Annotated in this window: 11 protein-coding genes; 3 read left to right on the top strand and 8 right to left on the bottom strand. The window is 43.8% G+C overall.

What is annotated here, in order from left to right; genetic code table 11:
• Positions 1 to 127 precede the first annotated feature (127 nt).
• The 4 genes from AC1DBT_RS03505 to dnaK all read right to left on the bottom strand — a co-directional run bounded on the left by AC1DBT_RS03505 (position 128) and on the right by dnaK (position 4,386).
• Positions 128 to 553 carry a heat shock protein transcriptional repressor HspR gene (locus AC1DBT_RS03505; RefSeq protein WP_006303304.1) on the bottom strand — a complete coding sequence of 142 codons (426 nt, stop codon included), beginning with the start codon at positions 551 to 553 and terminating at the stop codon, positions 128 to 130.
• Positions 528 to 1,511 (bottom strand): DnaJ C-terminal domain-containing protein, encoded by a 984-nt coding sequence (locus AC1DBT_RS03510; protein ID WP_480018601.1) that lies wholly within the window; start codon positions 1,509 to 1,511, stop codon positions 528 to 530. The genes AC1DBT_RS03505 and AC1DBT_RS03510 overlap by 26 nt, the downstream gene beginning before the upstream one ends.
• A gap of 42 nt (positions 1,512 to 1,553) precedes the next feature.
• Positions 1,554 to 2,393, bottom strand: coding sequence for a nucleotide exchange factor GrpE (locus tag AC1DBT_RS03515; RefSeq protein WP_480018602.1), 840 nt, complete (start codon positions 2,391 to 2,393; stop codon positions 1,554 to 1,556).
• Positions 2,394 to 2,472: 79 nt separating this feature from the next.
• Positions 2,473 to 4,386: a molecular chaperone DnaK gene (gene dnaK / locus AC1DBT_RS03520; protein ID WP_480018603.1), complete on the bottom strand. Its 1,914-nt coding sequence runs from the start codon at positions 4,384 to 4,386 to the stop codon at positions 2,473 to 2,475.
• Between the two features lie 348 nt (positions 4,387 to 4,734).
• Between dnaK and yfcE the strand changes: the two genes are divergently transcribed.
• The 3 genes from yfcE to AC1DBT_RS03535 all read left to right on the top strand — a co-directional run bounded on the left by yfcE (position 4,735) and on the right by AC1DBT_RS03535 (position 8,341).
• Positions 4,735 to 5,343: a phosphodiesterase gene (yfcE, locus tag AC1DBT_RS03525; RefSeq protein WP_480018604.1), complete on the top strand. Its 609-nt coding sequence runs from the start codon at positions 4,735 to 4,737 to the stop codon at positions 5,341 to 5,343.
• A 97-nt stretch (positions 5,344 to 5,440) separates the two neighbouring features.
• Positions 5,441 to 6,733 carry a class I SAM-dependent rRNA methyltransferase gene (locus AC1DBT_RS03530; protein WP_480018605.1) on the top strand — a complete coding sequence of 431 codons (1,293 nt, stop codon included), beginning with the start codon at positions 5,441 to 5,443 and terminating at the stop codon, positions 6,731 to 6,733.
• Between the two features lie 207 nt (positions 6,734 to 6,940).
• Positions 6,941 to 8,341, top strand: a complete 1,401-nt coding sequence (locus AC1DBT_RS03535) for a Y-family DNA polymerase (RefSeq protein WP_480018606.1) — start codon at positions 6,941 to 6,943, stop codon at positions 8,339 to 8,341.
• A gap of 116 nt (positions 8,342 to 8,457) precedes the next feature.
• On the opposite strand, the gene purD is transcribed toward AC1DBT_RS03535, so the two are convergent.
• Genes purD through purF form a run of 4 tightly spaced genes read right to left on the bottom strand, consistent with a single transcriptional unit; the run spans position 8,458 to position 13,145 of the window.
• Positions 8,458 to 9,822 (bottom strand): phosphoribosylamine--glycine ligase, encoded by a 1,365-nt coding sequence (gene purD / locus AC1DBT_RS03540; protein ID WP_480018607.1) that lies wholly within the window; start codon positions 9,820 to 9,822, stop codon positions 8,458 to 8,460.
• Between the two features lie 50 nt (positions 9,823 to 9,872).
• Positions 9,873 to 10,469 carry a phosphoribosylglycinamide formyltransferase gene (gene purN, locus AC1DBT_RS03545; RefSeq protein WP_480018608.1) on the bottom strand — a complete coding sequence of 199 codons (597 nt, stop codon included), beginning with the start codon at positions 10,467 to 10,469 and terminating at the stop codon, positions 9,873 to 9,875.
• Positions 10,470 to 10,472: 3 nt separating this feature from the next.
• A complete protein-coding gene (gene purM, locus AC1DBT_RS03550; protein ID WP_480018609.1) occupies positions 10,473 to 11,525 on the bottom strand; it encodes a phosphoribosylformylglycinamidine cyclo-ligase in 1,053 nt (350 codons plus the stop codon).
• A 51-nt stretch (positions 11,526 to 11,576) separates the two neighbouring features.
• Complete coding sequence (gene purF, locus AC1DBT_RS03555; RefSeq protein ID WP_480018610.1) at positions 11,577 to 13,145, bottom strand: amidophosphoribosyltransferase; 1,569 nt, start codon at positions 13,143 to 13,145, stop codon at positions 11,577 to 11,579.
• Positions 13,146 to 13,152 lie beyond the last annotated feature (7 nt).

The raw sequence follows: 13,152 nt of genomic DNA on the forward strand, positions 1-13,152 counted from the left end.
TAAGAAATTACGCAAAACATAAACGGAAAAGATGTGCTCTACCTGCGAACAGAGAGCTGAAAAGTCTGCTAGCAGCTTAAGCGTGCAATAGGATTATATCAATACGGTTTACGTCCAAGCGACCACATCACGCGTCTTGAGTATCTCCAGATAATAGGCCGCGCATAATTGTTTCGGGATTATTAGAATCATAGCGAGCAAGTGCGGTTATACGCTCGCGCATACGCAGCTCGTGGACTTCATCCTCAAGCGCGCGTATGCGTTTGCGCAATGCATCGTTTTCTTCATCACGAGCAACGGAGCGCTCACGCATATCCAAAATACGAACCACACCTGCAAGATTAATACCTTCATCGGTGAGTTTGCTGATAAGATTTAAGCGCTCTATGTCGTTAGCAGAATACAAACGCGTATTTCCGCGCGAACGACCAGGATTTACAAGACCTTTTTGTTCATAGACACGAAGTGTTTGCGGATGCATACCAGTAAGTTCGGCTGCAACACTGATCATGTATAACGGCTTATCTTTAGCGCTTTTTCCACGCGTCTCCATGCTCACGCACGTCCTTTCTGTAGTCTTGCATATCATTATCACGCAAACGCTCAAAAGTTTCACGCTCTTTTGCAGAAAGATACGTAGGAATTTTTACACGCACACTAACAAAAAGCGAGCCACGTGCACCTTTTTTCTTAGGCACGCATGCACCTAAGTCTTTGAATCTAAATGTCTTGCCGTCTTGTGTACCTGCAGGAATCTTAAGACGAAGCTCGGCACCATCAGGAGTTGGAATGTCTATATGGGCGCCCAATATGGCTTCATATATACTAATAGGAAGCTCCATATGAACATCTGCGCCATCGCGATGGAAAAGCGGATCATCCGAAACAGAAGTGGTAATAACAAGATCTCCACGTTCGCCGGTACCGATGCCATATTCTCCCCGACCGCGATACCGCAGCTTGCCGCCATTTTGAGCACCAGCAGGAACTTTTACCTCTAACGTTTGGCTCTCTTTAGTAGATGGAATTGTAAAGCGCACACGCTGCGTACAACCGTTATATGCCTGTTGTGCACTCAATGTAAGCGACAACGTTAAATCTCTACCCTTTGCGTTGCGTTGCGTATAGCCTTGCGAGCCTGCTGCATTCCCAAAAATACTTGAAAAATCAAAATCTGAAAACGCACCATTACCATTACGAATGTTAGTAAAAACATCATTCCAGTTGCCCATATTGGATGCATACGCATACGACGAGCCGCGCCCACCAGAAGCGTAGGACCCAAAACCCGAACCGCCAATTCCACCAAATTGCAACATCTGATCATACTCACGACGCTTGTTTTTGTCTGAAAGTGTTGTATAAGCCTCGCTGATCTCTTTAAATTTTTTTTCGTCACCGCCAGCATCGGGGTGATATTTTGCCGCTAATTTACGAAATGCCCGACGAATATCTTGATCGGTGGCGCTTTTTGGTACGCCTAAAATATCGTAATAACTTCTTTGCGCCATTTTGACAAGCGCCTCCTTTCAACAATTCAAAGGTTGAGCACACTATGCTTGTTCGGAAGCGCCGTCTGAGCTCGTTGCGTCATCTTGAGTATCTGCAGGACGAGCAGGACCTCCAAACGTCACCGTAACCATAGCATTGCGGATTACTTTTCCACCCATGCGATAACCTTTTTGATATACATCGGCAACTGTATCGGCATAGGCATCTTTATTTTCTTGTCTGCCCACTGCTTGATGAATCAAAGGATCAAAGGCTTTACCTGCAGGATCAATAACCTCAACGCCTTCTTTTGCCAAAATTGCAAGCATTTTATCGTGAACTTGAGAAATACCATCTAAAAACTGTGTAAAGTTATCATCCTTGTTATCCAACGAAGCTGCATGATTAGCTGCACGCTCCATGTCATCAATAACGGGTAAAAGACTTAGAACCAGTTTTTCGGCCGCGCGTGCTTGCTCGTCCAAACGTTCTTGAGCGGTGCGCCTTCTGTAATTATCCCAATCTGCTTGCAGGCGCATAAATTTTTGATTCGCCGCTGCCGCCTCTTTGGACTTTGCGTCAAGTGTGTCTTGTAAATCTTCTAATTGCCCAGAAAGCTCGTCATGCTCTTTTTTAAGCTTGTCAAAGTCTGCCTTAATGTCTTCACGCGCAGCTTTTTCACCTGCAGCAATAGCTGCGGCTACGGTAGCGTCCTCATCGGAACACGCATCTACATGTTCTGTACCGTGCGCAGCAGAATCACACGAACTACAATCTTGAGCAGGTGATTTATCATCAGACTTATGTGCAGATGGGATATCGTGATGACTGTGAGACATCTGTTGAGATGCGTCTGCTGCACCTTCGTGCGAGAAATCCTGTTTTTCATCTTTAGGCATCATAGACGTTCTACCTCCTTATGGTATAGAGGGCAGTACAGAAATTGTGTACTGCCCCGGCTACTAGCTATGCGTATAACGCTTAGTTCTTTTTGTCGTCGTCTACAACTTCATAATCTGCGTCAACAACATCATCTTGAGGCTTTTGTTGCGCGTCTGCGCCCGCGCCTTGTGGCTGTTGTGCACTTGCTTGTTGTGCGTTTGAGTACACAATCTCGGCAAGTTTATGGCCAACTTCCTGCAGCTTTTCGCCAGCAGCCTTAATAGCTTCGATGTCTTGACCTTCAAGTGCCTTCTTAGCTTCAGCTACAGCATCTTCAGCAGCTTTCTTCTGATCAGCAGGAACCTTGTCACCCAAATCCTTCAAAGTTTGCTCGGTTGAGTATGCAAGCGAATCTGTTTGGTTGCGTACTTCAATTTCGTCTTTGTGCTTTTTATCTTCTTCAGCATGAGATTCAGCATCTTTAACCATACGATCTACTTCATCATCAGAAAGTGCTGTTGAACCAGAAATGGTAATCTGCTGCTCTTTGCCTGTTCCCTTATCTTTTGCAGTAACCTTCACAATACCGTTTGCGTCGATATCAAAGGTAACTTCAATTTGAGGAACTCCACGACGAGCTGCAGGGATGCCAGTCAGGCTAAACTTACCTAAGCTCTTGTTGTCGCGCGCAAGCTCACGCTCGCCTTGTAAAACGTTGATTTCAACAGATGTTTGATTGTCAACAGCAGTTGAATAAATCTCGGTTTTGCTGGTAGGAATGGTTGTATTACGATCAATCATCTTGGTCATAACGCCACCCATGGTTTCAACACCCAAGCTTAAAGGAGTTACATCCAAAAGCAAAATGCCCGAAACATCACCTGTAAGAACACCAGCTTGAACCGCTGCACCATCAGCAACTACCTCATCGGGGTTAACGCTCATGTTAGGTTGCTTGCCCGTAATAGTTTTAACAAGCTCTTGAACAGCAGGCATACGAGATGATCCACCAACGAGGATAACCTCGTTTACATCAGAGATTGAGATATTTGCATCACGAAGCGCCTTGGTAACAGGCTCTTTGCAACGCTCAAGAAGGTCACGCGTAATGCGCTCAAACTCAGCACGGGTAAGCGTGTAATTGAGGTGCTTAGGACCAGTTGCATCAGCAGTAATAAAGGGCAGGTTAATGTCTGCTTGTTGAGCACTTGAAAGCTCTTTCTTTGCGTTTTCAGCAGCTTCTTTAAGACGCTGAAGAGCCATAGGATCTTTGCGCAGATCAATATTGTTATCCGACTGGAATTTATCTGCCAACCAGTCGATAACACGCTGATCCCAATCGTCACCACCTAGGTGGTTATCACCATTAGTAGCAAGAACTTCTACCACGCCATCTGCCAAATCAAGCAGCGATACATCAAACGTACCGCCACCAAGGTCAAATACGAGAACTTTTTGGTCAATATCTTTTTTATCCAAACCGTATGCAAGTGCTGCAGCCGTAGGCTCGTTTACGATACGCTTAACGTCCAAACCTGCAATTTTACCTGCGTCTTTAGTTGCCTGACGTTGCGCGTCATTAAAGTAAGCAGGAACGGTAATAACAGCTTCGGTAACTTTTTCTCCCAAATATTTCTCGGCATCAGCCTTCATCTTAGAAAGCACCATAGCCGAAATTTGCTCAGGGGTAAAGTCTTCTCCGTTAATGGTTACAACAGCACGATTGCCAGTACCGCCCTTAACGGAATAAGGAACAGTTTTAATCTCTGAGCTAACCTCGTCAAAACGACGACCCATAAAACGCTTAATAGAAAATACCGTGTTAGTAGGGTTGGTAACTGCTTGGTTTTTAGCAGCTTTTCCTACAATACGGTCGCCTTCAGCACGAAAGCCCACCACTGACGGTGTGGTACGATCGCCTTCGGCATTTACAATAATAGTAGGTGCGCCACCCTCAAGCACTGCCATTGCCGAGTTTGTGGTACCAAGGTCGATTCCCAATACTTTACTCATAGCTGGTATCCTTTCATCATGACATGCGCAAGCACACATACGCTTTGTATGGATATCGTGCATGTTTTACATTTCGTTAAAAGTGCGTTCCTCACGCACTATCAGAATTGTTCCCTCTATATATGAATACTATACATAATCTAAGTGTATTCATACTAGATTTTTTATATCTCCACATATCATAGATATTATACGTCGCCCCTTCATATCTGAGCATAGGCGCGTGAGAGTTTCTTCTTGAATACGTTTTGTATTTGCACAGGTCACAATACAGTTGTAGTACACTTGATACAAGTTGTGTGTGCTAATTTGCGTGCGCACACTCATCAAATTTATGGAGATGATTTTATGAAGCTCGTTATTGCATCGGATATTCATGGTGCCGCTCAATGGTGTCGCCGCTTAATTGAGGAGCTTGACCAACATCAACCTGATCGCGTTATATTGTTGGGCGATTTGCTCTATCACGGTCCGCGTAATAATCTTCCTGCTGATTATAATCATAAAGAAGTTATTGCTATGCTTAACTCAATTAAAGAACAGCTTATTGTAGTGCGCGGTAACTGCGAAGCAGAGGTAGACCAATGGGTTTTGGAATTTCCTTGTTTAGCAGAATATAACATTTTATGGGATCAAACTCTTGATAGCGATATTGGTACCAAGATTCAGCGCACAAACGAGCACGGCAAGCTCATACAAGGTCGCTCACTCTTTTGCACGCACGGACATAAATGGGGAGCAGGCTTTCATAATTCTTGTGATCATATGCCACCTCTTCCGCAGGGAAGCGCGTTGATATTTGGCCATACTCACAAAAAAATTAACGAGGAAAGCACAGCATACCCAGGTATATGGTGTTTTAATCCAGGCAGCGTTGGCCTTCCTAAAGACGGCACGCATAGTTATGGTATCTATGAAGACGGTGTTTTTACGCATCGAATTTGGGATAATGCATAACGTTTTGTCTTGATGGATAAACCGTTGATTATGAGTATTGCTTGAATTATTAAACATTGCCTCACACGCATGTAACAGACCCATCCAAGGAGCGCCGATGAAACAAATGAGAACATACCCCGTAGCCACTATTACCAAAAAGGCAACTCGTGCGCTTAAAGATGGGTTTAGCTGGGTTTATGCTGACGAGGTTATAAAAATTGAAGCACATGATAAGACTACACGAACGGTGGAAAATGCTTCGCTGGTAGATGTTTGCGAAGAAAACGGAACGTATCGAGGCACGGCGTTTCTTTCTCAAAACAGTACCATTCGTCTGCGTATGGTAAGTACAAACGCTAATGATCGTTTTGATGAAGCGTTCTGGAAACGTCGCATTATGTGGGCATGGCAACACCGCGTAAGCTGCATGAAAGAAAAAAGTCTTCCCCATACCGATGATACGCACTGTTGCCGCGTTATTTTTTCCGAAGCGGACGGCATCCCTGGGCTTATCGTCGATAGGTATGAAAGTGTTTTGGTATGTCAAATTACCACAGTTGGTGTTGAGCGTATAAAGGATCTGCTCTATCGACTTGTTGTTGAAGTTTTGCACGAGGCCGGCGAAGATATCCGCGCGTTGTATGAGCGCTGCGATTCGCCTGTGCGAACCAAAGAAGGTTTAACGCTTTATAAAGGCTGGTATACCAAATTGGCACCTACACTGAGTGTACCTACTTCATCGCAGCTTATCATGCATGAAAATGGAATAGCTTTTTCAGTTGATGTAGAAAACAGCCAAAAAACGGGCTTTTTTCTGGATCAGAAATACAATAGACGAGCAATACGTAGCATATGCGCAGGTAAACGCGTATTAGACTGCTTCTCACACGTTGGGCCATTTGCCCTTAATGCAGCCGTTGCAGGAGCAAAAACTGTTCGAGCGGTTGATATTAGCGAGCTTGCGCTTAAACTGGCTCAAGAAAATGCGCGTCTTAACCATGTTGAACATATTGTGCACTGTAGCTGTGCAGATGTCCTGGACTATCTGCGTAAATTGGAGCAGGATAAAAACTATGCACATGCCGAAGGCGGCCCTTTTGATGTAATTATTCTTGATCCTCCTGCATTTACTAAAAGCAGGGGCACCATTTCTTCGGCTATGCGAGGCTACAAAGAAATCAATTACCATGCCATGAAACTTCTGCCACGTGGCGGATATCTAGCCACTTGTAGTTGTAGTCACTTTATGTCAACAAAACTTTTGCAAGACGTGCTTCGAAGCGCAGCACAACAAGCCCAGGTTACGCTCAAACAAATTGAAGCTCGGCAACAGGCATGCGATCATCCTATTATATGGGGTATGCCCGAAACCCATTATTTGGATTTTTTCATCTTTCAAATTATTTAGCGTGCCTAAACGGTTATATGCGCACGTAGGTGGATTATTGCCGAGGTATTATGCTCAAGTATTATGCCAAGGTGTCAGCATATGGCAAACCCATGGCTTGTAGGTATATTTGCACACATATATAACACGTAATGAGACTTGCTTTTATCGTACATACGTTCTATACTAGAACACATGTTTTACGAACTTTTGTTCTAAGGAGTCTCGGTGTTCACACTTGCAGGATACATTCCTTTTAATGCCACATCCCAAGCACATGCCAAAGCAACACAAGGTCTATCCGCACAAAAAGCAGCGTATGAGCATATAGACACCCTACCATATATGTGCATTGATCTCAAAACTTTTTACGCTTCAGTTGAATGTGCCGATCGAGGACTCAATCCATTTACAACTAACTTGGTAGTTGCCGATCCCGATCGCGGAGAAGGAACCATCTGCTTAGCCGTTACACCTGCGCTTAAAGCACAAGGTGTACGAAATCGTTGTAGAGTATACGAGATCCCTAAAGACATAACGTATATAAAAGTAAAACCACGCATGCAGCACTATGTTGATGTTTCTGCACGTATACGCTCTATCTATGAACAATTTTGTGCACCGTGCGATATTTTTCCATACTCAATAGACGAGTGTTTTATCTATATTGCACCATATATCAAACGATACAACATGTCGTCACAACAAATTGCACAAATGCTTATCGATGCCGTATATGAGCAAGAACATATTTGTGCAACAGCGGGTATTGGAAGCAATATGTTTCTTGCAAAAATTGCCATGGATATTATCGCAAAACACAATAACACGCATATGGGGATTCTTACCAAAACGCTCTTTTATCGTGATATATGGCATCATAGACCGCTGACAGATATATGGGGTATAGGATCAAGCACCGCTCAAAAACTTGCACGTTATGGCGTGTTCGATCTGCATGGCGTATGTGGCATTCCCAATGAAATTCTGTTGCGAGAATTTGGCATAGGCGCGCATACGCTTATCCATCATGCTTGGGGCCTTGATTTTTGTACCATAGCTTCAATCAAGGCATACAAACCACACCATCAGTCGATATCAAATGGACAGGTACTTCTGCGCGATTATAGCGAAGCAGAAGCAAAAAGTATTTGTAAAGAAATGATTTATGACTCATGTCTTCGTCTTATTGAAGAAAGAAATACCTGCTCGTGCATTACGCTTGAGGTGATGTATACCAACACGCCCTTAGTGCAGGTAAACAGTATTGATTCTGTTTATCTCAAAAGTCGTCAGCACACACTTCACTGTTCTCATACGCTTTCATACCATACAGCATCACGCAGCATACTAGAACAAATTCTTGATACGTTGTGGGACACACGCGTTGATAAAGATCGTCTCATACGCAAAATTTGCATTACGCTGGGAAATCTTAAGCCCCAAGCACAAGTTACTCCAACACTTTTTGAAGGAGATGAATCGCACACTAACGAATATAAACTTGCACATGCCACGCTTGCCGTCAAACATAAATATGGTAAAAACTCCCTGTTGCGAGGAACAAGCTTATTGCCACACGCAACAGGAAGACAGAGAAACCAACAAATTGGAGGTCATCATGCATAAACACGTTATATACACGCTACTCATTTCGTATAAAGTGTACATGTTGTCAGATACACCGCATGCCATTGCTGCATAAAACGTTAGAAACACTTTATGCATCAGATGGCAGAAAAACTCTATGCATTGTTGTTTTGAGCTTTAAGTGCAATATCTGAACGATAAAACATATGTGGAAGGTCTAACGAATCGAGGTAGTCATAGACGTGCTTTCGGGCTTGCGCAATGCTAGATGCTTGCGAAAGCGCCATAAGAATACGACCACCTGCGGATACCAGATCACCATGGTTTACGCCTGACTTTGCGCTTGATTCTAGTCCTAGCTTTTCACGTGGTGTTGCATCTGCGTGTGTATCTAACGTTGTATCCGACTTTACTCCAGCATAAATCAATTCAATCGAAGAAGGAGGATTACTAAATGACGTGAGTGGAATATTTTTTATATAAGATTTTGGATAGCCGTCAGCAGCAACAACAACTCCTACGCATGTACCATGTGCCTTGGCAAAGCGTTTGGTATCTGTGCCGCTAAGCAACTCAGCTATCATCAATGCAGTATCTTCATCCAAAACCGATGTGATAACCTGCGTTTCGGGGTCACCAAAACGGGCGTTAAATTCTATAACATAAGGGCCAGAGCTTGTAAGCATAAGTCCTGTGTACAGTACTCCGTTAAATTGAGCGTTTTGTTGTTCCAGGGCCGATAAGGTAGGTTCAACAATGGTTGTAATAGTTTGCTGAACCAGTTCAGGTGTTACGAAGGGAACAGGCGTATACGCGCCCATGCCTCCTGTATTTAAGCCAGTATCTCCTGTACCTTGGCGCTTGAAATCTTGTGCGCAGGGTAAATAGATACGACTATTGCCATATACAAGGGTAAAGAACGAAAACTCAGGACCTTCAAGGAATTCTTCAAGAACCACTTTTGTTTGGCTTCCAAACTCATGAAGTGTAAATATCTCCTGAAGTGCCTGATCGGCGTCGTGTAACGTACGCGCAATAATAACACCTTTACCTGCTGCTGGACCGTCGGCTTTAATAACAATAGGGACAAAATGAGACGAAGTGACACAGTATTTTTTTACAGCATCTAATGCACTCTCATAAGATGTGTGAACTGAATATTTTGCCGTAGGAATGTGATGCGCTTCCATCAAGTCTTTAGCAAATGATTTTGATGATTCTATTTGTGCAGCTTTTTGAGTTGGACCAAAAATTTTAAGCCCGCGTGCCTCAAAATAATCAACAATGCCAGAAAAGAGAGGTAACTCGGGTCCAACAAATGTCCAATCGATGTTATGTTGTACGCAAAAATCGGCTAATCCCTTAAAGTCATCTTGAGGAATTGGAACACATGATATCTTTTCAGCGCACATGCCTGGATTACCAGGTGCGCAAAAAACGTGTGCCACGTGAGGCGACTTCGCAAACGAGCGCGCTAAGGCGTGTTCGCGTCCACCAGAACCTACAACCAATATGTCCATGAGACATCCTTTCGTGCTTCGTGTGCTTCGTGTGCTTCGTACGCGATATATTACGCACTCACGAGTTCATCAGTATCAAGCGTACTTTTACAGGCAATTTTTATCAAAACAGAAGGGTACAACAAATGCTCTGCTTCATGAATACGCGCTTCAAAACTATCAAGAGTATCATTGTCAAAGCGAGGAACTTGCACTTGGCTTATAACTGTTCCTGTGTCTATTCCCTCGTCAATGTAATGAACGGTTACCCCTGAAATCTTTACTTTTGCAGCAAAAGCATCTGCGATAGCTGTAGCTCCTGGAAAAGAGGGTAAAAGCGCAGGATGAATATTGATGATTTTTTGAGGGAATGCGTCCAACATAGGTTTATGTAAAATACGCATATAGCCTGCCAATGCCACAAAATCTATTTTATAGCGCTTGCAAAGTGCAACAAGAGCTTGCTCGTAATCTGCACGCGTTGCAAAATCACAAGGAGAGAAAACCTCAAGAGGAACACCTAATTTTTTAGCGCGCGTACACACATACGCATGTGGGTTGTCACAAAAAAGAAGCGCGATTTCTAAAACACGCGTTTGACGACAACAGATATCATAGATAGCTTCAAAATTTGTTCCAGAACCCGATGCAAAAACAGCAAGTTTCATAACTTAGTGCTCCTCAGAGGTCTTGGCGTCTATAACAATTTGTGGTCTATCTTGTAAATATACAGACGAGGTGCGTTCTATGGAGTCAGCTTTCTCTACACAACCAATCACAAACGCCTGTTCACCTGCGGTTTTAAGAGCGTCCATTACCTTTTGGACATCGCCTTTACCCACAGAAAGGACAAGACCAATGCCCATATTAAAATATTCAAACATAGACGCATACTCAAGATTACCTTGCTCTTGAAGCATGGTAAAGACGGCTGGTTTTTCCCATGATCCATCGTATATATGCGCTCGCAAATCGCTTGGCAACATACGCGGAATGTTTTCCACAAATCCGCCGCCTGTGATATGAGAAATCCCGTGAATAAGCCCTTGCTGTACAAGCGGAAGAACGCTTTTTACATAGATTTTAGTAGGCTCCAAAAGCTCAGGATGTTGCGATAGCGATTGACCTAAAATAGAGCGAACAAGACTAAATCCATTTGAATGTACACCCGAAGAAGCTAATCCTACAAGTACATCACCCTCATGCACCAGCGACGTATGCAAAAGCGCACGACGCTCGGCAATACCCACACAAAAACCTGCTAAATCAAACTCATCTGATTCATACAGACCAGGCATCTCTGCCATTTCGCCACCAATAAGCGCAGCGCCTGCTTGTTTACATCCCTCACACACGCCTTTAACCAACGCTTCCATACGTTCAGGCGAGTTTTTGCCCACACTTATGTAATCGAGGAAAAACAGGGGCTCAGCACCTTGTGCAAGAACATCGTTTACGCACATAGCAACACAGTCTATGCCAACAGTATCGAGTCGATTAAGTTGCTTTGCTAACAGGATTTTAGTACCAACACCATCGGTTCCCGAAACTAAAACGGGGTCATCAAAGTGAAAGTCTTTAAGCGAAAATAAACCAGCAAATCCGCCCAAATCACCCAAAACTTCTTTTCGATATGTAGCATGAACATGCTTTTTTATACGAGATACGGCTTCATATCCTGCCTCTACATCAACACCTGCTTGAGAATATGCATTTTGGCTCATAAGAATCCTTTCCATTTGGAATGCAAAACACATCGTACATGCATGCCTGTGTTATTGAACACGATCGGTAATATGCGAAGCATGTTTAAGCGGCACTTGATTTACCTCGGCAAGTGAGGCTTTGTAATCCTGCTCGTAGTCAAACAAGCGTGTTGGATAATCACCGTTAAAGTACGCCATGCACAAACCTTGATACGGAGCATCTACATGCAGATCAATCGCTTTAATAAGACCTTGCTCACTTAAATACGCAAGTGATGTTGCTCCAATAAAGGACCTAATGTATTCAAGGCTGTGACCTGCTGCAATAAGCTCACGCGTATCCGAAATATTAATTCCATAAAAACACGGATATTTAAGAGCGGGACTCGCAATGCGTACGTGCACTTCACGCGCGCCAGCTTCAAAGAGCAGCGCAACGATTAAACGCGAGGTAGTGCCACGCACAATTGAATCATCAACCATCACGATGCTTTTACCTTCAACGATCTTGCGCACCGCCGATAACTTCATGCGTACGCCTCGCCTACGTTCGTCTTGAGTAGGCTGTATAAACGTTCTGCCAATATACTGATTTTTAACGAGCCCCATTTCGTTAGGCAAGCCCGATGCTTCAGCATAGCCCATAGCTGCAGAAAGCGAAGAATTGGGTACACCTATCACCAAATCGGCCTGCGAACACGGAGCCTCGTGCGCAAGAATTTCGCCAGAGCGTTTGCGCGCCGTGTGAACGCATACATCGTGAATAACTGAATCGGGTCGCGCAAAGTAGATATACTCCATCGCACAAATTGCCTGCTGATGGTGGCTGGTATAATATTCGCGCGTAACCTGACCGTCTTTAATAAATACCACTTCACCAGGCTCAACATCAAATAAAAATGATGCACCAATTTGATTAAGTGCGCACGATTCGCTTGCCATACAATATGCACCATCGCCCAGTTTTCCTACAACCAAAGGTCTAAAACCGCAGGGGTCACAGGCGCCAATCAACTCATCATCCGTTGCTAAAATATAGGTAAATCCACCTTTTACCTGCAAAAGTGCGTCTTTTACCTGCTCGTGAAACGAGCTTTTTGAACTATGACGAATAAGATGCATTAAGATCTCTGAGTCACTGGTGGAATTAAAAATAGCTCCTTGGTCTTCAAGACGTTTTCGCAGTGTTGTGCTGTTTACAAGATTGCCGTTATGCGCAAGCGCTACATTTATATCCGAAAATCTGAATACAAATGGCTGAATATTATTAATTGATGCATCACCACAAGTTGAATAACGGACATGTCCTAATGCAATATCGCCCGGAAGTTCAGAGAAATCCTTACGCTGACAAAAAACTTCACTTACCAGCCCAAGACCACGTTTTTGATGAACACGCGGCTGCGCCGCTCCATCTTTATCGCGGTTAGTAAAGCTTACAATACCTGCGCCTTCCTGACCTCTATGCTGCAATGCAATAAGTCCAAAGAAACTCAAAAGGCTTGCATCACAGTGATGGTACACGCCAATAAGGCCACACTCTTCATGCGGCTCATCACGAGCAATGTCTTGATAATCGCAGCTTACAAGTTCGCCTGCCTGCGCGTCATATTCATGCATAAAAGTTGTTTCGGTCATATGATCT

Source organism: Fannyhessea sp. C0108B2, assembly GCF_056583915.1.

Coding starts and splice junctions, on each gene's coding strand:
- AC1DBT_RS03505 (WP_006303304.1), bottom strand. CDS start 553: ATGGAGACGCGTGGAAAAAGCGCTAAAGATAAGCCGTTATACATGATC.
- AC1DBT_RS03510 (WP_480018601.1), bottom strand. CDS start 1,511: ATGGCGCAAAGAAGTTATTACGATATTTTAGGCGTACCAAAAAGCGCC.
- AC1DBT_RS03515 (WP_480018602.1), bottom strand. CDS start 2,393: ATGATGCCTAAAGATGAAAAACAGGATTTCTCGCACGAAGGTGCAGCA.
- dnaK (WP_480018603.1), bottom strand. CDS start 4,386: ATGAGTAAAGTATTGGGAATCGACCTTGGTACCACAAACTCGGCAATG.
- yfcE (WP_480018604.1), top strand. CDS start 4,735: ATGAAGCTCGTTATTGCATCGGATATTCATGGTGCCGCTCAATGGTGT.
- AC1DBT_RS03530 (WP_480018605.1), top strand. CDS start 5,441: ATGAAACAAATGAGAACATACCCCGTAGCCACTATTACCAAAAAGGCA.
- purD (WP_480018607.1), bottom strand. CDS start 9,822: ATGGACATATTGGTTGTAGGTTCTGGTGGACGCGAACACGCCTTAGCG.
- purN (WP_480018608.1), bottom strand. CDS start 10,469: ATGAAACTTGCTGTTTTTGCATCGGGTTCTGGAACAAATTTTGAAGCT.
- purM (WP_480018609.1), bottom strand. CDS start 11,525: ATGAGCCAAAATGCATATTCTCAAGCAGGTGTTGATGTAGAGGCAGGA.
- purF (WP_480018610.1), bottom strand. CDS start 13,145: ATGACCGAAACAACTTTTATGCATGAATATGACGCGCAGGCAGGCGAA.